Here is a 16,654-nt window from a genome sequence, read left to right as displayed (position 1 = left end):
ATTGCCTTCGAGCCGCCGCGCCCGTAACCCCACCCGGGGTCCCGTGACCCCACCGGGGGGGGGCGGGACCGGCCGGTCCCGCCCGCAGCGTCGTACCCAGTCGTACCCAGGTGCCGTCAGGCCTCCCGGCGCCCGTTCACCCGGCGGGGCAGCCCCAGCGGGTTCTCGTCGCGCAGCTCCGGCGGCAGCAGCGCGGCCGGGGTGTCCTGGTAGGTGACCGGCCGCAGCCAGCGCTCGATGGCGGTGCCGCCGACCGAGGTGGAGGTGGAGGTGGTGGCCGGGTACGGGCCGCCGTGGTGCTGGGCCGGGGCGACGGCGACGCCGGTCGGCCAGCCGTTGACCAGGACGCGGCCGGCGAGCGGGGTGAGCTCGGCCAGCAGCTCGGAGGCCCGGCCCTCGCTGCCTTCGCCCTCGGCCTCGGAGAGGTGGACGGTGGCGGTGAGGTTGCCCGGCAGCCGTCCGAGCACGGCCGCGATGTCGGCGTCGCTCTCGTAGCGGGCGAGCACGGTCACCGGGCCGAAGCACTCCTCCAGCAGCACATCGTGCTGCCCCTCCTCGGCGAGCAGCCGCGCCGGGACGGTCAGGAAGCCGGCGCTGACCGTGTGCTCACCGCCGGAGCCGGGGGTGACCGGGGCGTCCACCTCGGGGAGCTCCGCCCGCTCCTTGACCCCGGCGACGAAGTTGTCGCGCATCCGGTGGTCGAGCAGCACACCGGCCTCGCTGTTGCTGACCGCGTCGGTGAGGGACTTCACCAGCCGGTCGCCCGCCTCGCCCGCCGGGGCCAGCACAAAGCCGGGCTTGGTGCAGAACTGGCCCATGCCGAGCGTCATCGATCCGCCCAGGCCCGCGCCGATCTGCTCGGCGCGCTCGGCCGCCGCGGCCTCGGTGATCACGACGGGGTTGAGGCTGCCCAGCTCGCCGTGGAAGGGGATCGGCACCGGCCGGGCCGCGGCGGCGTCGAACAGGGCGCGTCCGCCGCGGATCGAGCCGGTGAAGCCGGCGGCGGTGATCAGCGGGTGCTTGACCAGCTCGATGCCCGCCTGGAAGCCGTGCACCACCGAGACCACGTCCACCGGCAGCCCGGACTCCTCGGCGGCGCGGCGCAGCGCGGCGGCGGTCACCTCGGAGGTGGCGGGGTGGTCGGGGTGTGCCTTGACGACGACCGGGCAGCCCGCGGCGAGCGCGCTGGCGGTGTCGCCGCCGGGCACGGAGAAGGCGAGCGGGAAGTTGCTGGCGGCGTAGACGGCGACGACGCCGAGCGGCACCTTGTAGCGGCGCAGATCGGGCCAGGGCGGGGTCTGGGTGGCGTCGGCGTGGTCGACGCGTACGTCGAGGAAGCCGCCCTCGTCCACGATGTCGGCGAAGGCCCGCAGCTGGTAGGTGGTGCGGGCGAGCTCGCCCGTGAGCCGGACGGGGCCCAGCGCGGTCTCGGCGTCGGCCGCCTCGACGATCTGGTCCTTCGCCTCGTCGAGGCGGTCGGCGGCGGTGCGCAGGAAGGCGGCGCGCACCGTACGGTCGGCCAGGGAGCCGCGTGCCTCGTGGGCCGCACGCACCACGCGGTCGATCTCCTCGGCGGTGGCTTCGATCGCGACCTGCTCCCGCTGCTTCCCGGTTCGGGGGTCGACGCTCCACACTGGTGCTGACACCGCGGAATCCTCCTGCTGTGTTGCCGCTGCTTGCGTCCCGCACCTCGGCTGTTGTTCGATATGCTGAACGCTGTCCCTGATAGTGAACTCTGTCGGGACTCTATGGCTGGTCGAACAAAGGGGTCAAGGCGATGTCAACTGCCGAGACGGGTGGGGCCCAGGTCAAGTCGGCGGTCCGTACGGTCGAGCTGCTGGAATTCTTCGCCGGCCGACCAGGTATGCACAGCCTGGCCGCCGTCCAGGAAGCCGTGGGCTACCCCAAGTCCTCCCTCTACATGCTGCTGCGCACCCTGGTGGAGCTCGGCTGGGTGGAGACCGACGCGACCGGCACCCGCTACGGCATCGGCGTACGCGCCCTGCTGGTCGGCACCTCGTACATCGACGGCGACGAGGTCGTGGCCGCCGCCCGGCCGACCCTGGACCGGCTCTCGGACGACACCACCGAGACCATCCACCTCGCCCGGCTCGACGGCACCAACGTGGTCTACCTCGCCACCCGCCAGTCCCAGCACTATCTGCGCCCCTTCACCCGCGTCGGCCGCCGGCTGCCCGCCCACTCCACCTCGCTGGGCAAGGCGCTGCTGGCCACGTACTCCGATGAGCAGGTGCGCAAGATGCTGCCGGAGACCCTTGGCGCGCTCACCGAGCACACCATCACCGACCGCGAAAAGCTCATCGAGGAGCTGCACCTCATCCGCGAGCAGGGGTACGCGGTGGACCGCGAGGAGAACACGCTGGGGCTGCGCTGCTTCGGCATCGCGATCCCCTACCGCACGCCCTCGCGGGACGCGATCAGCTGCTCGGTGCCGGTGGCCAGGCTCACCCCGGCCCATGAGCAGATGATCAAGGACGCGCTCTTCGACGCCCGCGACCGCCTCACCCTCGCGACCCGCCGCCTCTGACCCCCTGTACGGGGACGAGGTCCGCCTCACCCGTGCGGCGGAGGCGGATCGTCGCACGGGATGAAGCGTGGCCGGCGGCCCGCCAGAAGGCTGGTGTGCATGAGAAAAGCCCTGCGCGCCATTGCCATCGCCGCCTGCCTCCCCTACATCGGCCTCAAGGCCGCCTGGATCGCTGGGAGTCACCTCGGCATCCCCGAGGGCAGTGAGCTGCGCGAGCCGGGCGAGCGGACCGCGATGATCGCCGTCAACGCCGTGTCGGTCGTCATGGACGCCGCCGTCGTCGTCCTCGCCCTGCTGCTCACCCGCCCCTGGGGCCGACGCGTCCCGGCCTGGCTGCTGGCGCTGCCCGTCTGGTGCGCCTGCGGCCTGCTCGCGCCGATCATGACCGGCTTCCCGGCCCAACTGGCGGCCGGGGCGCTCGGGTTCACGAAGACAGCCCAACAGGACAATGAGCATGGCGCGTTCCTGGCCGACTGGGTCTTCGGCGTCGTCTACGGCGGCTTCATCGTCCAAGGGCTGGCCCTGGGCGCCCTGTTCGTGCTGTACGCCCGCGACCGCTGGGGCGGGCTGTGGCGCGGGCGCCTCGCCGATCTGCCCGCCGACGGCCCCACCCGCCCGGCGCAGCGCCTGACCGCCGTGGTCGCCACCGTGCTCGTCCTGCCGCCCGCCGTAGTGCATCTGCTGTGGGCCGGCGGCTCGGCCGCCGGGCTGAGCGAGGCCAGGGCCGCGGAGCGGGGCAGCGACTTCTACATCGTCGAGGCCATCTACGTGCTGTTCGCGCTCGCCACCGCCGCGGGCGCGCTCATGCTCGCCTTCCGCGCCGGGCGCCGGGTCCCGCTGAGCCTGCCGCTGGCGCTGGCCTGGGTCGGGTCGGGGGCGCTGGCCTGCTGGGGCGGCTGGCTCACCCTGGCCGGGCTGACCGCCGGGAAGGACGACGACAGGGCGCCCACCGGGCTGATGAGCGTGACCTACGCTGGGCAGATGATCGTCGGGTTGCTCGTCCTGGTGGCCGGCGCCTACTTCTTCAGCGAACGCGCCGCGGCGCGCCGGGAGGCATGACGCCCGTGGTGTGGTGGCGGCGGTGCGCCCGGGCCGCGCTGGGGCGGGCGGCCCGGCTGCGCTGGGTGCATCTGGTGCTCGGCGGGGCCCTGTTGATGCCGTACTTCCTGCTGACCGGCGTCGTCCTGGTGGCGCTCGTCCCGGGCGCCCGGCCCCTCGACTCGCTGGGGTGGCAGCTCGCCACGTACGCCCTGGCCCTGCCGCCGGCCGTACTGACCGCGCTCTTCCCGCTCGTACGCCCTCTGGAGGCCACGGCCGCGCGCTCGCTGTGCGGGCTCGCCGAGCCCGCCGAACTCGCGGCCGGGCCCGCCACGTCCTGGGACGCGCGCAGCCGCGCCGCCCTGTGGTACGGGCTGCACCTGGCGGTCGGCGGCCTGGTCAGCGCGGTCACCCTCGCGCTGCCGCCCGCCGCGGCGCTGCTGGTCGCGCTGCCGTTCACCGACAAGTCGTACGCCAGGGGCCTGGTCTGGCCGACCGCCTTCGACTCCGCCCGCGCGCTCGCCCCCGCCGCCGGGATCCTGCTGCTGGCGGCCGTGGCCGCGGTGGCCGCCGGCGCGGGGGCGCTGCTGGCCCGCTGTGCGCCCGCGCTGCTCGGGCCCACGCCCGCCGACCGGCTCGCCGCCGCCGAGGAGCGGGCCGCGCGCCTCGCCTCCCGCAACCGCCTCGCCCGCGAGCTGCACGACTCCGTCGGGCATGCGCTGAGCGCGGTGACCTTGCAGGCGAGCGCGGCGCGCAAGGTCCTCGACGCGGACCCGGAGTTCGCCCGGCAGGCGCTGGCGGCGATCGAGGAGACCACGCGCGACGCGGTGGGGGAACTCGACAGCGTGCTGGGCCTGCTGCGGGAGGACAACGAGAGCGCGAACGGAAGCGGGGACAAGAACGGGAATGGGAACGGGAACGGCGGGGACCGTACGGCGCCCGCCCCCACCCTCGCCGAACTGGACGGGCTGCTGGCCCGGACCCGGGCGGCGGGCGTCACCGTCGTACTGACCGCCCCCGGCCCGCTCGACCGGCTGCCGCCCGCCGTGTCCCGCGAGGCGTACCGCATCGTGCAGGAAGGGCTCAGCAACGCGCTGCGCCATGCGGGCCGGGTGCCGGTCAGGCTGCGGATCGTCGAACGCGCCACAGAGGAAAGGGAGTTGGAGATCACGATGGAGAACCCGGTGGAGCGGGTGAGCGGGGCCGCCCGGCGGCAGCGCACCGGCGGCGGCCGTGGCCTGCGCGGGATCGCCGAGCGTACGGAGCTGCTGCGCGGCAGCTGCGCCTGGGGCCCGACCGGGGACGGCTCCGAGGGCGGCTCCGGGGACGGCTGGCGGCTGACGGTCCGGATCCCCCTGGGGACGGTCCGGTGAGCACCCCACTACCGGACACCCCGCTGCGTATCGTGCTCGCCGACGACGAGCGGATGGTGCGCACCGCGCTGCGCGCGATCCTGTCCAGCGAGCCGGACCTGGAGGTCGTCGGCGAGGCGGGCACCGGCGCCGAGGCCATCCCGCTGGTCCTCGAACTCCGCCCGGACATCGTGCTGATGGACGTCCGGATGCCCGAGATCGACGGCATCCGCGCCACCGAGCGGATCCTTGCGACCGTGCCCGAACCGCCGCGCGTGATCGTCGTGACGACCTTCGAGAACGACAGCTATGTGTACGACGCGCTGCGCGCGGGAGCCAGCGGCTTTCTGCTCAAGCGGGCCCGCGCCGACGAGTTGGTGCAGGCGGTGCGGCTCGTGGCGCGCAGCGACTCGCTCCTGTTCCCCGCCGCGGTGCGGGCGCTGGCCGCCGCGTATGCCACCGGGCGCGACGGCCGGGCGCGGGCGCTGCGCGACCGGCTCTCCGAGCGGGAGGCCGAGGTGCTGCGGCTGATGACCGCCGGGCTGTCCAACGCCGAGATCGCCGACCGGCTGACCGTCGCCCCGGCCACGGTCAAGACCCATGTGGCCACGGTGCTCGCCAAGCTCGGCGTACGGGACCGCACCCAGGCGGTCATCGCGGCATACGAGTGCGGTTTCGTCAAACCGGGCTGACACGCGGGCGCCCAAGTGATCTGCTGTGACGGATCAAGCGGAAGTGGAAGGTGAGACGCATGGAGTACGCCCGCCTGGGACAGTCCGGGATCAAGGTGTCGCGGATCTGCCTGGGGATGATGAGCTTCGGCAACCCCGAGCACCGCCCGTGGCAGTTGGACATCGACGCGTCACGGCCGATCGTGCGGCGGGCGGTCGAGAGCGGCGTGACGTTCTTCGACACCGCCGATATGTACTCCAACGGCAGAAGCGAGGAGGTCACGGGCGAGCTGCTGCGTGAGCTCTTCGCCGGCCGGGACGACTATGTGCTGGCCACCAAGGTCTATATGCCGATGGGCCCGGGCCCCAACGACCGCGGGCTGTCCCGGAAGCACATCATGGCGAGCATCGACGCCTCGCTGCGGCGTCTCGGCACCGACCATGTCGACCTCTACCAGATCCACCGATGGGACCCCGAGACGCCCATCGACGAGACCATGGAGGCGCTGCACGACGTCGTACGGGCGGGCAAGGCGCGCTATATCGGCGCGTCGTCCATGTTCGCCTGGCAGTTCGCCAAGGCCCAGCACACGGCGGCGGTGGCGGGCTGGACCCGGTTCATCTCGATGCAGAACCACTACAACCTGCTGTACCGGGAGGAGGAGCGGGAGATGAACCCGTTCTGCCTGGACCAGGGCGTGGGGGTGATCCCGTGGAGCCCGCTGGCGCGCGGGCTGCTCACCGGGACCCGCGGCCGGGACGGCGCCGGGACCACGGTCCGGGCGGGCGACGACACGCTGGTCGAGCGGTGGTACGCGGACGCCGAGTTCGACATCGTGGACGCCACCCGTGCCGTGGCCGAGGAGCGCGGGGTGAGCCCGGCACAGATCGCGCTCGCCTGGCTGCTCGGCAGGCCCGCGGTGACCGCGCCGATCGTGGGGGCCACCAAGGTCGGCCATCTGGAGGACGCGGTCGCCGCGGTCGAACTGCGGCTCGACGAGCAGGAAGTGGCCCGTCTGGAGGCGCCGTACCGCCCGCGCCCCATCATGGGTCACAGCTGACGGGACGCGAGTGTTCCGGTACGCAGGCTGAGGCTCGGGCTCGGGCTCGGGCTCGGGCTCGGGCTCGGGCTCAGGCTCAGGCTCAGGCTCAGGCTCAGGTGAGCAGCTGCTCGATCGGGTCGATCCCGAAGTAGAGGACGAACAGCGCCGCCGTCCCCCACAGCAGCCAGTGCACCTCACGCGCCTTGCCCAGGACCGCCTTGATCAGCACATACGCGATGAACCCGGCGCCGATCCCGTTGGTGATGGAGTAGGTGAACGGCATGACGACGATGGTGAGGAACGCCGGGATGGCGATGTCGTAGCGCTCCCACTCGATATGCCGCACCTGGCTCATCAGCAGGAATCCCACCGCGATCAGCGCCGGGGTGGCGGCCTGGGCGGGCACCATCGTCGCCAGCGGGGTCAGGAAGAGGGCGAGCCCGAACAGCGCGCCGGTGACCACGCTGGCGAAGCCGGTGCGCGCCCCCTCGCCGACCCCGGCCGCCGACTCGATATAGCTGGTGTTGGACGAGGCGGACGCCGCGCCGCCCGCGGCCGCCGCCACGCCGTCGATCAGCAGCACCCGGCCCAGGTTGGGCACGTTGCCGTCCTTGTCCAGCAGCCCGGCCTCGTTGCTCACGCCGACGACCGTGCCCATGGTGTCGAAGAAGTCGGACAGGATCAGGGTGAAGATCAGCAGGACGATGGTGACCACGCCGACCTGCTCGAACGCCCCGAACAGGCTGAAGGAGCCGATCAGGCCGAAGTCCGGGGTGTCGACGACCTTGTCCGGGAGGGAGGGCACGGTCAGCCCCCACGCCTGCGGCTTGATATCGGCGATCTCGTTGATGATGACCGCGACCACGGTCGAGGCGACGATGCTGATCAGGATCGCGCCCTTGACCTTGCGCACCATCAGGGCGATGGTCAGCAGCACCCCGAGGCAGAAGACCAGCACCGGCCAGCCGGTCAGCCGCCCGGTCGCGCCGAGCTGGACCGGAACCGAACCGTCCATGCCCGGGATACGGGTGGCGAAGCCCGCGTCGATAAAGCCGATGAAGGCGATGAACAGGCCGATGCCCACGCTGATCGCCTGCTTCAGCGGCTGCGGGATCGCGTTCATCACCGCCTCGCGCAGCCCGGTGCCCACCAGCACACAGATGATCAGGCCCTCCAGCACCACCAGGCCCATGGCGTCGGGCCAGCTCATCTGCGGGGCGATCTGATACGCGACGACCGCGTTGAGCCCGAGCCCGGCGGCGAGCGCGAGCGGCAGATTGCCGCCGACGCCCATGAGGATCGTCATCACACAGGCGACCAGGGCGGTCGCGGTGACCAGCTGCGCGCCGTCGAGATGATCCTGGAACTTGTCCTCCGCCTTGCCCAGGATGATCGGGTTCAGCACGAGGATGTAAGCCATTGTGAAGAAGGTGGCGAACCCGCCCCGGACCTCCCGGCCGAGGGTCGAGCCCCGCTCGGATATCCGGAAGAACCGGTCAAGTGGGCTCTGGGGTGGGACAGTTGGGTCCGGTGCCTTGTCGGTCACCTGTCTTGCCATGTCGTGGCGCTCCTTTAAGCGTGAATCAAACGCGTGCGGGGTGACTGGATTGTGCCCACTACGCGGACCGCTCAGGTTTTCGCCGTGTTACGAGATCAAGTTGTGCTCCGAGATCAACTGGCCGCGCGGCGCGGTGCGGTGCGGTGGGCGCCGCGACGGGCGTCACTCCATCGTCGAGCCGATCTCCGAGCCGTCGGCCACGACCAGGAAGCTGGTGACGGGCAGCGAGCCGTCCTGCCGCCGGGCGCCGAGGGCCGTGACGGGGTCGGTGGTGACGAAGGGCGGGGTGGCCGCGCCTCCGGCGCTCCAGCCGCTGCCCCGGCCGGGGCTCCAGTTGTTGCCCTGGGAGACGGCCTCCGGGCCGGCGTCGGCGTTGGTGTCGCCGTTGGAGACGGAGAGGTTGCGCTCCAGCCGGGCGCGGGAGCCGGCGAAGGCGTAGCCGGCGGCCTGGTTGCCGTACGCCGTGGTGCGCCGGAGGCGGATCGCGCCGGTGTTGCCATTGGCCGAGAAGCCGAACTGGGTGTTGTCCCAGGCGGCGGAGTTCCGTACGACATGGGCGGGCGAGGGGGCCGGGGCGTCGCCGCCGAGCTGGAAGCCGCTGCCGTCGCCACGGAAGTCGCGGATGCGCCAGCGGTTCTCGCCGTTCCCGAAGGCCCAGGTGTGCTCGATGGTGACCGGGCTGGCCCATCTCCACAGGTCCACGCCGTCGTCGCTGTTGTTGAACGCCCGGACTCCGGTGATCACATTGCCGCTGCCGGAGCCGTGGGTGACGGCTATGCCGTCCGCCTGCTTGCCGCCGGTGGCGTCGTCGTGGTTGTCGTACGAGTCCAGGTTGCGGATGACGTTGTTGTCGGTGCCCTTGCCGCGCAGCGTGAGCCCGGTGTCGCCGTTGCCGTGGGTGGAGAGGTTGGCGAAGACGGTGCGCGCACAGGAGTTGCAGACCAGGCCGCCGCCGGGGGCGTTGCGGAATTCCATGCCCGAGACGGTCCAGAAGTCGGCGCGGAGCGAGAGCAGCGAGGAGCCGGTGGAGAGCCGCGAGCCGTCGACCCGGACCTGCTCGGCGCGGTACGGCCGCAGCTCGACGCGGTCCCGGGCGGTGCCGTCGACGGAGCTGCGCAGCGTCCGGGCGGGGTAGTACGTGCCGCCGCGCACCTCGATGACGGTGCCCGCCTTCGCGATCGAGAAGGCCTTCTCCAGCGTGCGGTACGGGGATTCGAGCGAACCCGAGGCGCCGTCGTCGCCCTGCGCGGACACATACACGGTCGACGCCACCGCGCTCGCGCCTTCGGGCGCCGCCGTCAGATAGACGCCCGCCACGGCCGATGCCACGATGACGGCGCTGCCCAGCGGCAGCGTACGGTCCTTCCGGCGGCGGTGGCGACCGCGCTTGCGCCTCAGCCCCATGGCAACTCCTGTTCTGCGTCGAGGGAACGGGCCGGGGGATCCTGGTCCGACCTGTTCCAAGCTGTAGTTGCCGCCAACCCCAGCTTAGGTTGCCGCGCACTCGCGAATTCTTAGATTACGAAATCGGGATGGTCGCACGAGAGGCCGGGGCAAACCTTGATCATTTCGTGGCCGGAGAAGCCTCCTCGCCGATCAAAGGCGGTCAGGCTGCACACAGGAGGGATCGCCCCGGGCCGCGGCGCGACTCCGAGCGCGAGATCTCGGCTATAGTCGCCCCAGGCAACTACCTTGCCGTACTAACTTCCGCCCGAGGCCCAGGAGGCCCGAGATGCAGCCGCGCAGCCCCAGCCGCACCGCCCGGCGGGTCGCCGCGCTCCGCGCGGCCCATCAAACGCTGGACGGGGGCCGCCTGTTCCGCGATCCGCTGGCCGTCCGCATCCTCGGCGCGGACTCCGAAGAACTGCTCAGCCAGCTCGAGACGGCCCGCACCCCGCCCGGGCGCCGGGGCTTCCGGCTCTTCATCGCCGCGCGCTCGCGCTTCGCCGAGGACCACCTGGCCGCCGCCGTCGCGCGCGGCGTACGCCAACTCGTGGTCCTGGGCGCCGGTCTTGACACCTTCGCCTACCGCAATCCGCACGAGGCCGCCGGTCTCACGGTCTTCGAGGTGGACCACCCGGCCACCCAGGAGTGGAAGCGCGAGCGCCTGTCCGGCGCCGGCATCCCGCTGCCGCCGTCGCTGACCTTCGCACCGGTCGACTTCGAGCGGGAGAGCCTGGGCGACGGCCTGGCGGCGGCCGGATTCGACCCGGCGCGACCGGCGTTCTTCAGCTGGCTGGGCGTGGTGCCGTATCTGACCCGCGAGGCGGTGTTCGGCACGCTCGCCCACCTCGCGGGCCTGCCCGGCGGCGCGGAGGCCGTCTTCGACTACAGCGAGCCGCCGAGCGCCATGACACCGCGCGTCCGCGCCGCCCACAGCACCCGCGCGGCACGCGTGGCCGCAGTCGGCGAGCCCTTCCTGAGCTACTTCGCCCCCGAGGAGCTGGCCGCGGACCTGCGGGAGGCGGGCTTCGCGGCGGTGGAGGACCTGGACGCGGTCCGGCTCCTGGCCCGTTACGCCGATCACCACACCAACGGGAGCGCCGGCCAAGCCCCGGCCGAGGGCGGACGCCGCTCGACGGCACACGTCCTCCGCGTCGCGACGCGCGCCCAGCACCGGTGAATTTGTGGTGCGTATGAGACACGGACACGCCGATGCCACGGCGTGTCCGTGTCTCATACTCACCACAAACCCAGATGCCGGTGGAGGGCGGAGGGGAGGCCGGGCGGGGCCAGGTATCGCCCGGCCTCCCCGCTTGGGGGTGGCGGCTGTCAGAGGCGGCCCGCGCCCGCGCGCCCGTCGACGATGCCGGGCACCGCGCCCGGCGCGTCGACGCGGGTGCGCAGCGTCGGCGTCCAGCCCGCGTCATCGCCCAACTGCTCGTCGGGGACGCCCGCGTTGTGGGCGGCGAGGAGACCGGCGGGCTTGCCGCCCACGTAGTTGTTCTTCTCGGTGAGCGCCGTGCCCTTCCACTTCTTGATGACCTTGGCGGGGTCGACCGCACCGGGCAGCGTGAAGGCGTTGGCCTCGGCGTACAGCTGGGACTCGACGCCGACGCCCCAGCTGTAGGCGTAGCCCGCGGCGGGGGCGATGTAGTGGTTGTTGTAGACGTCGACCTTGCCGAAGCGGACCCGCGGGGCGCGTTCGACGATGTTCTTGAAGACGTTGTGGTGGAGGGTGACGCGGAGCTTGCCGCGGTCGGTGGCGCCCGCGCTGTCGCTGTTGCCGATCATCAGCGTCTTGTCGTGGTCGGCGAAGAGGTTCCAGGAGGCAGTGACGAGGTCGGCGCCGCGCACCACGTCCAGTTCGCCGTCGTGCTGCTGGTAGAGCTGGCCGTAGTAGCGGGGCTGGGCGCTGTCGGGGCGGCGGCCGTCGGTGAAGGTGTTGTGGTCGACCCAGACATGGGTGGAGCCGTAGACGACGAGGTTGTCGTACTCGGAGTTCCAGGCGCCGTCCGCGCCGTCGGTCGGGTCCCAGGCGGGGAAGCAGTCGAAGGCGTCCTCGAAGGTGAGGTTGCGGACGATGACGTTGTCCGCGCCGGTGACCTGGAGGCTGGCGCCCAGCAGCCGGGCGTCCCGGCCGACGCCGACGATGGTGGTGTGGGAGGGGACGGCCAGCTTGACGCGCTTCGCCTGGAGCGCGGCGGAGGCGGCGCGGGCGTCCTCCTGGGGGCCGGACGGCTGGGCGTCGCCCCAGGTGGCCGGGTCGTACGCGGTGAGGTAGGCGTCCAGGCCGTAGCCGTCGGTGGCGTAGTCGGCGCAGCTCAGCGGCTTGCCGGCGGCGTCGGTGTTGGCGTCGATGGTGCCCTTGACGTAGATGATGCGCGGGCTGCCGTCGGAGCCGTCGAGCGCCTTGGCGAGCTGGGCCCCGTTGGTGACGGTGAAGGTATGGGCCTTGTCGGCCTTGGCGCCGCCGGTCGTGCCGCCGTCGGCGGAGGCCCAGCCGTCGCCCGCCGGGAGCGTGCCGCGTACGGGCACGGAGGGGGCCGCGGGGGCTGCCGTGGCGGGGGCGGCGGCGAGTACGAGGGCGGCGCAGCAGAGCACCGAGGCGAGCGAGGCGACGCGGGCATGACATCTGGGAGTGCGCATGGTCCGGCTCCTTGCGGGGCGTGTGGGGGCGTACGGGGAAGGGATGGCGGCGGGGGCGCGGGGCGCTACCAGGTGATCCAGCTGTCCGGGATCGCCTCGTCCAGGCGGCGTACGTCGGACGGGGCCAGCACTCCCTTGGCCTTGAGCTCGCGCGCCACCAGGCGGGCCACCTCGATCGCGCCGTGCGGCTGGAAGTGGGTGTTGTCCTGCTTGCCGTCCGGGTAGTTGGGCGACTCCCCCGGGTCGAGCCAGTTGAAGCAGCCCTTGGTGGACTCGGGCCCGAGCCGCTGCCACAGGGCGATGCTCGACGCCTGTACGTCGATCAGCGGCACCCCTTCGGCCCGGGCGAGGGAGCGCACCGCGTCGGGGTAGGCGCCGTGCGTGGGCTGAGCGGTGCCCGCCGCGTCGAACTTACGACGCTCGACGGAGGTCAGCAGCACCGGGCGGGCGCCCCGGTCGCGCGCCCCGCCCACGTACCGCCGCAGATACTGCGGATAGGTGGTGGCCGGATCGGTGCCCCGGGCCGGGTCGTCGGTCTTCTCGTCGTTGTGGCCGAACTGGATGAACAGGAAGTCGCCGGACCGGATGGCGGCCAGGATCGCCGCGAGCCGCCCCTCGTCGTAGAAGCTCTTCGAACTGCGGCCGTTGACGGCGTGGTTGGCGACCCGCAGCCGGTCGGCGAGGAAGAAGGGCAGGGCCATCCCCCAGCCGGTCTCGGGGGCCGCCGAGGCCGCCTTCGTGGCGGCGGTGGAGTCGCCCGCGAGGTAGACGGTCACCTCGGCGCGGGGCCTGCCGCGCCCACCGGAGCGGGCCTGGGCGGTACCGGTCGAGGCGAGGGCGAGCGGGACGGCGGCGAGCGACGCCGCCGCGTGTCTGCGGGAGAGTGCCATGGCGTGCGAATGCCTTTCGTCCGGGTCACGGGTCACGGATTCAGGGGGTGCACGGGTGTGTGTGTGGGTGAGCGCGGGCCGGCCGCCGGCGTACGGCGGCCGGCCCGCGACGCGAACGCGCCTCAGTTGTGCTCTTTCCAGTCGGCCTGGGCCGCGTTGAGCTCCTTGGCGACCTTGTCGCAGAAATCCTTGGCGCTCATCTTGCCGAGCAGCACCCGCTGGAAGTTCGGCTCGTTGTCCGCCTTGCTGATGGTGTTCCAGTCCGGCAGGTAGTACGGCAGCTGCACCACCTTGGTCTGCGGATCGCTGAGCGACTGCAGCGCCGCCTTGGTCGGCGGGGCCTGCTGGATCCAGGCGTCGTTCGCGGCGTCGACATTGGCCGGGATGGCGCCGACATCCTCGTTCCAGAGGCTGTTCATCTCCGCGGAGGCCGCGAACTCGATGAACTTCCAGGCCGCCGCCTTGTTCTTGCTCGCCTTGAACAGGCCGAGGCCGTCGACCGGGTTGGAGACGATGGTGCGCGGCTGCCCCTCGGCGGACGGCGGCATCGGCACACCGGCGATCTTGTCCTTGCCGAACGCCTTCACATGGTCGTTGTAGCTGCCGAGGTTGTGCTGCAGCATGCCGATGTCGCCCTGGTCGAACTCGGCGACCATCTTGGTGAAGTCGTTGTTCAGGTCGGCCTCCGGGGTGGCCTTCTTGAAGAGGGCGACGTACTTCTCCAGCGCCGCCACATTCTTGGGGTCGTTGAGGGTGGTCTTCTCGCCGTCCCAGAAGGTGTCGATCCCGGACTGGGCGTACATCATCTCCATCGCCTGGGCGATGGACCCTGCCCCGCCGCGCAGGGTGAAGCCGAACTTGTTCTTGTCCTGGTCGGTCAGCGCGTCGGCGGCCTTGTAGAAGTTGTCCCAGCTGGTCGGCGCGGGCAGGTTCTTCGCCTTGAACAGATCGGTCCGGTACCACAGGGTGCCCTGGTTGGCCGAGGTCGGGACGGAGAACATCTCCTTGTCGTCGCCACCGGCCGCGCGGACGCTGTCCACCATGTTCTTGACCAGCTTGCCCTTGAGCGAGCTGTCCTGGATGCGGTCGGTGACCGGCTCCAGGGCGCCCTGGACGACGAGGTTGGCCAGGTACGCCGTGCCCACGCCGCCCACGTCGGGCAGGCTGTCGTTGCCGCCCTGGATGGCCGTGCTGTACTTCGACTGGACGTCGGCGATCGGGATCGGCACGTACTCGACCTCGATGTCCGGGTACTTCTTCTCGAACTTGGCGATGATCTGCTTCCAGATCGCGGTGCGCGGGCCGCCGTTGTTGTCCCAGAAGACGATCTTGCCCTTGCCGGACCCCTCCGACCCGGAGCTCGACCCGTCGTCCCCGCACGCGGTGGCGGACAGGGCGAGGGCGAGCGTCACGGCCACGGCGGCGGCGCCACGTACGGCTGGTATCGGGTGCTTTCTCATCGGGTTCATTCGCATGGTGCGCATCTCCTAGCGGTGAGTCTGGGGTGCCCAGCCGTCGCCGCCCGCGAGGTAGTCGGCCACCTCGTGGTCCGCGGCGTCGGCGTCCGTCATCCGCGGTCGGTCGGCGGACGGGGCGGCCCCCGGTCCGGTGTTGCGGTACTCGCTGAAACGGGCTTCCTGCCACGGGAATCCGCTCATGTCCGTCCACGGGGAGGACTTGATCGCGGCGGGCAGCCAGGTGTCGCGGATCAGCACCTGGGCGATGGCGTCCGGCTCACCGCCGGGGTGCCAGGGTCGGCCGAGGTGGAAGGTCTGGTCGGGCGCGTCGCTGACGATCCGGCTCCGGGTGATGAGAAAGCCGTACGGATTGCCCTTCCAGGTGCTCGCGGCGGTGATGTAGCCGTTGTTGCTGTCGCTGCCGCGGCTGAGCGCCTTGATGGTGGAGCGCTCGATGACGGTGGTGGCGCGGCCGTAGATGAAGTCGACGTCCCCTTCGATATACGCGTCGCGGAGGTAGACGCGGCTGACGGTGGTCAGCTTGGGGCTGTCGGTCATCAGGGTGTCCTGGTTGCCCTTGAAGGCCGTGTCCGTGAAGACGATCCGGTCGCCGGTCGTCTTCATGGCCAGCGCCTGCTCACCCTTGAGGTCGTGGGCGGCCTCGTCGAAGTCGTTGACGAAGGTGAGGTGGCGGGCGGTCACATCGCTCGCGGCGATCAGGACGGTGGCGCTGCCGGTGGAGCCGCCGTACTCGGCGGGGGTGTCGTGGACGATGACGGTGTCGCCGCGGTCCCGTCCGGTGCCCAGGAAGGTGAGACGCGGTTTGTCGGCCGGGACGCGGACCTGCTCGCGGTAGGTGCCGGGCGCGATGGCGATCGTGATCCGGCCGTCGTTGCCCGACGGTACGGCGTTGACGGCGGCCTGGACGGTACCGAAGTCGCCGGAGCCGTCGGCCGCGACGCGCAGCACGGTGTCGGTGCCGAGGCTGCTCTGCGGTCCGGAGAACTTCTTCACCAGGGCGGGCACGGCGGCGGCCGGGTCGAGCCGGTACGGGTAGAAGTCGTGCGGGTCGAATGCGGTGCCCCGGGTGTCGTGGCGACCCGTGGTGTCGCGGGCGATGCTGCCGCGCTGGACCAGCTCGGCGGTCTCGTCGGCCTGGTAGGGGTGGCGGATCCCGTCGTAGTAGCTGTTCTCGATCACCATCTTGGTCCGGCCGCGGGACCAGTTGCCGTACGTCCACACCGGGTCCTCGTCCCGGTACTGGGCGGACAGGTAGTTGTTGTAGAGGTGGGCGTGGGCGGCGTTGTCGATGGACGGGCTGCGCTGCTTGATACCGGTGAACCAGTTGTGGTGCACGGTGATGTTCGTGGTCACGTTGTCGGTCCAGCCGAGGCCGAACGCCTTGTTGTGGTTCTTGAAGACGTTCCAGGAGACCGTGATGTAGTCGCTGTCCTTGCGGATGTCGAGCAGTCCGTCGCCCATGTGGGTGAGCGTGTTGTGGTCGATCCATACGTGGTGGACGGTGTCCATCTGGATCGCGTCGAAGTCCTGGGTCTTGCCGTCCCAGTCGCCCTCGACATAGCTGTCCCGGATGGTGAGGTTCCGGATGATGACGTTGTGGGTGCCGGGGTTGAGATGGAGCTCGCCGTGGACGATCTCCCCGGTGGTGCCCACGCCGATGAGGGTCTTGTTGGAGGCGACGATGATGTCGGAGCCGAAGGGGGAGACGTCGATGGAGCCTGCGATGCGGATGATGTAGGGGTTGGGGGAGGCGGCGTACGTGGTGAGGTCTTGCTGGGTGCGGACGGTTACTACTTTGCCGCCGGCGCCGCCTGTTGTGCCGCCTGCGGTGGCGGCGAAGCCGTCTGGTTTGTCGGGCCAGGTTTTGGTTGTGGCTTGGGTTTTGTCTTGTGCCGTTGCCGTGGGCCCTTGGAACGCTGCGAATAGCGTGAGCATCACGGCCAGCAATACGGCCGTGGGTCCTAAGGGTCGCGCCGTTGTGCTTGCT

Annotated in this window: 13 protein-coding genes; 6 read left to right on the top strand and 7 right to left on the bottom strand. The window is 71.3% G+C overall.

Annotated features, from left to right (window positions below; all coding sequences use genetic code 11):
* Positions 1-116 precede the first annotated feature (116 nt).
* Positions 117-1,646 carry an aldehyde dehydrogenase (NADP(+)) gene (locus ACWDSL_RS34030; RefSeq protein ID WP_450491809.1) on the bottom strand — a complete coding sequence of 510 codons (1,530 nt, stop codon included), beginning with the start codon at positions 1,644-1,646 and terminating at the stop codon, positions 117-119.
* Positions 1,647-1,777: 131 nt separating this feature from the next.
* Here ACWDSL_RS34030 and ACWDSL_RS34025 point away from each other — a divergent pair, with 131 nt between their 5' ends.
* The 5 genes from ACWDSL_RS34025 (at position 1,778) to ACWDSL_RS34005 (ending at position 6,670) form a co-directional block, all read left to right on the top strand.
* Positions 1,778-2,548 (top strand): IclR family transcriptional regulator, encoded by a 771-nt coding sequence (locus ACWDSL_RS34025; protein WP_014180692.1) that lies wholly within the window; start codon positions 1,778-1,780, stop codon positions 2,546-2,548.
* 99 nt (positions 2,549-2,647) lie between these two features.
* Positions 2,648-3,607 carry a hypothetical protein gene (locus ACWDSL_RS34020; RefSeq protein ID WP_450491808.1) on the top strand — a complete coding sequence of 320 codons (960 nt, stop codon included), beginning with the start codon at positions 2,648-2,650 and terminating at the stop codon, positions 3,605-3,607.
* Positions 3,604-4,959: a sensor histidine kinase gene (locus ACWDSL_RS34015; RefSeq protein ID WP_450491807.1), complete on the top strand. Its 1,356-nt coding sequence runs from the start codon at positions 3,604-3,606 to the stop codon at positions 4,957-4,959. The genes ACWDSL_RS34020 and ACWDSL_RS34015 overlap by 4 nt, the downstream gene beginning before the upstream one ends.
* A complete protein-coding gene (locus ACWDSL_RS34010) occupies positions 4,956-5,630 on the top strand; it encodes a response regulator (RefSeq protein WP_450491806.1) in 675 nt (224 codons plus the stop codon). The genes ACWDSL_RS34015 and ACWDSL_RS34010 overlap by 4 nt, the downstream gene beginning before the upstream one ends.
* 59 nt (positions 5,631-5,689) lie before the next feature.
* Complete coding sequence (locus ACWDSL_RS34005; RefSeq protein ID WP_450491805.1) at positions 5,690-6,670, top strand: aldo/keto reductase; 981 nt, start codon at positions 5,690-5,692, stop codon at positions 6,668-6,670.
* 94 nt (positions 6,671-6,764) lie between these two features.
* Here the strand turns inward: ACWDSL_RS34005 and ACWDSL_RS34000 are convergent, their stop codons facing one another.
* Positions 6,765-8,210 carry an NCS2 family permease gene (locus ACWDSL_RS34000; RefSeq protein ID WP_450491804.1) on the bottom strand — a complete coding sequence of 482 codons (1,446 nt, stop codon included), beginning with the start codon at positions 8,208-8,210 and terminating at the stop codon, positions 6,765-6,767.
* 162 nt (positions 8,211-8,372) lie between these two features.
* Positions 8,373-9,614, bottom strand: coding sequence for a right-handed parallel beta-helix repeat-containing protein (locus tag ACWDSL_RS33995; RefSeq protein ID WP_450491803.1), 1,242 nt, complete (start codon positions 9,612-9,614; stop codon positions 8,373-8,375).
* Between the two features lie 328 nt (positions 9,615-9,942).
* Between ACWDSL_RS33995 and ACWDSL_RS33990 the strand changes: the two genes are divergently transcribed.
* Positions 9,943-10,833 (top strand): class I SAM-dependent methyltransferase, encoded by an 891-nt coding sequence (locus tag ACWDSL_RS33990; protein ID WP_450491802.1) that lies wholly within the window; start codon positions 9,943-9,945, stop codon positions 10,831-10,833.
* A 149-nt stretch (positions 10,834-10,982) separates the two neighbouring features.
* Here ACWDSL_RS33990 and ACWDSL_RS33985 read toward each other — a convergent pair whose 3' ends face one another.
* From ACWDSL_RS33985 to ACWDSL_RS33970, 4 genes are all read right to left on the bottom strand, one after another.
* Positions 10,983-12,299 (bottom strand): pectate lyase family protein, encoded by a 1,317-nt coding sequence (locus tag ACWDSL_RS33985; protein ID WP_450491801.1) that lies wholly within the window; start codon positions 12,297-12,299, stop codon positions 10,983-10,985.
* 65 nt (positions 12,300-12,364) lie between these two features.
* Positions 12,365-13,189 (bottom strand): rhamnogalacturonan acetylesterase, encoded by an 825-nt coding sequence (locus ACWDSL_RS33980; protein WP_450491810.1) that lies wholly within the window; start codon positions 13,187-13,189, stop codon positions 12,365-12,367.
* Positions 13,190-13,311: 122 nt separating this feature from the next.
* On the bottom strand, positions 13,312-14,649 hold the full coding sequence (locus ACWDSL_RS33975; protein ID WP_450491800.1) for an ABC transporter substrate-binding protein: 1,338 nt from the start codon (positions 14,647-14,649) through the stop codon (positions 13,312-13,314).
* A 27-nt stretch (positions 14,650-14,676) separates the two neighbouring features.
* Complete coding sequence (locus ACWDSL_RS33970) at positions 14,677-16,602, bottom strand: pectinesterase family protein (protein WP_450491799.1); 1,926 nt, start codon at positions 16,600-16,602, stop codon at positions 14,677-14,679.
* Positions 16,603-16,654: the final 52 nt, after the last annotated feature.

The sequence above is a fragment of the Streptomyces sp. NPDC000941 genome, assembly GCF_053599555.1.
Note: the sequence above shows the minus strand (reverse complement) of the source record. Positions and strands in the feature narration are given on the sequence as shown.

Bases quoted from the DNA above. Each gene is read 5' to 3' on its own strand.
- ACWDSL_RS34025 (WP_014180692.1), top strand. From the start codon at position 1,778: ATGTCAACTGCCGAGACGGGTGGGGCCCAGGTCAAGTCGGCGGTCCGT.
- ACWDSL_RS34020 (WP_450491808.1), top strand. From the start codon at position 2,648: ATGAGAAAAGCCCTGCGCGCCATTGCCATCGCCGCCTGCCTCCCCTAC.
- ACWDSL_RS34015 (WP_450491807.1), top strand. From the start codon at position 3,604: ATGACGCCCGTGGTGTGGTGGCGGCGGTGCGCCCGGGCCGCGCTGGGG.
- ACWDSL_RS34005 (WP_450491805.1), top strand. From the start codon at position 5,690: ATGGAGTACGCCCGCCTGGGACAGTCCGGGATCAAGGTGTCGCGGATC.
- ACWDSL_RS34000 (WP_450491804.1), bottom strand. From the start codon at position 8,210: ATGGCAAGACAGGTGACCGACAAGGCACCGGACCCAACTGTCCCACCC.
- ACWDSL_RS33995 (WP_450491803.1), bottom strand. From the start codon at position 9,614: ATGGGGCTGAGGCGCAAGCGCGGTCGCCACCGCCGCCGGAAGGACCGT.
- ACWDSL_RS33990 (WP_450491802.1), top strand. From the start codon at position 9,943: ATGCAGCCGCGCAGCCCCAGCCGCACCGCCCGGCGGGTCGCCGCGCTC.
- ACWDSL_RS33985 (WP_450491801.1), bottom strand. From the start codon at position 12,299: ATGCGCACTCCCAGATGTCATGCCCGCGTCGCCTCGCTCGCCTCGGTG.
- ACWDSL_RS33980 (WP_450491810.1), bottom strand. From the start codon at position 13,189: ATGGCACTCTCCCGCAGACACGCGGCGGCGTCGCTCGCCGCCGTCCCG.
- ACWDSL_RS33975 (WP_450491800.1), bottom strand. From the start codon at position 14,649: ATGAGAAAGCACCCGATACCAGCCGTACGTGGCGCCGCCGCCGTGGCC.
- ACWDSL_RS33970 (WP_450491799.1), bottom strand. From the start codon at position 16,602: ATGCTCACGCTATTCGCAGCGTTCCAAGGGCCCACGGCAACGGCACAA.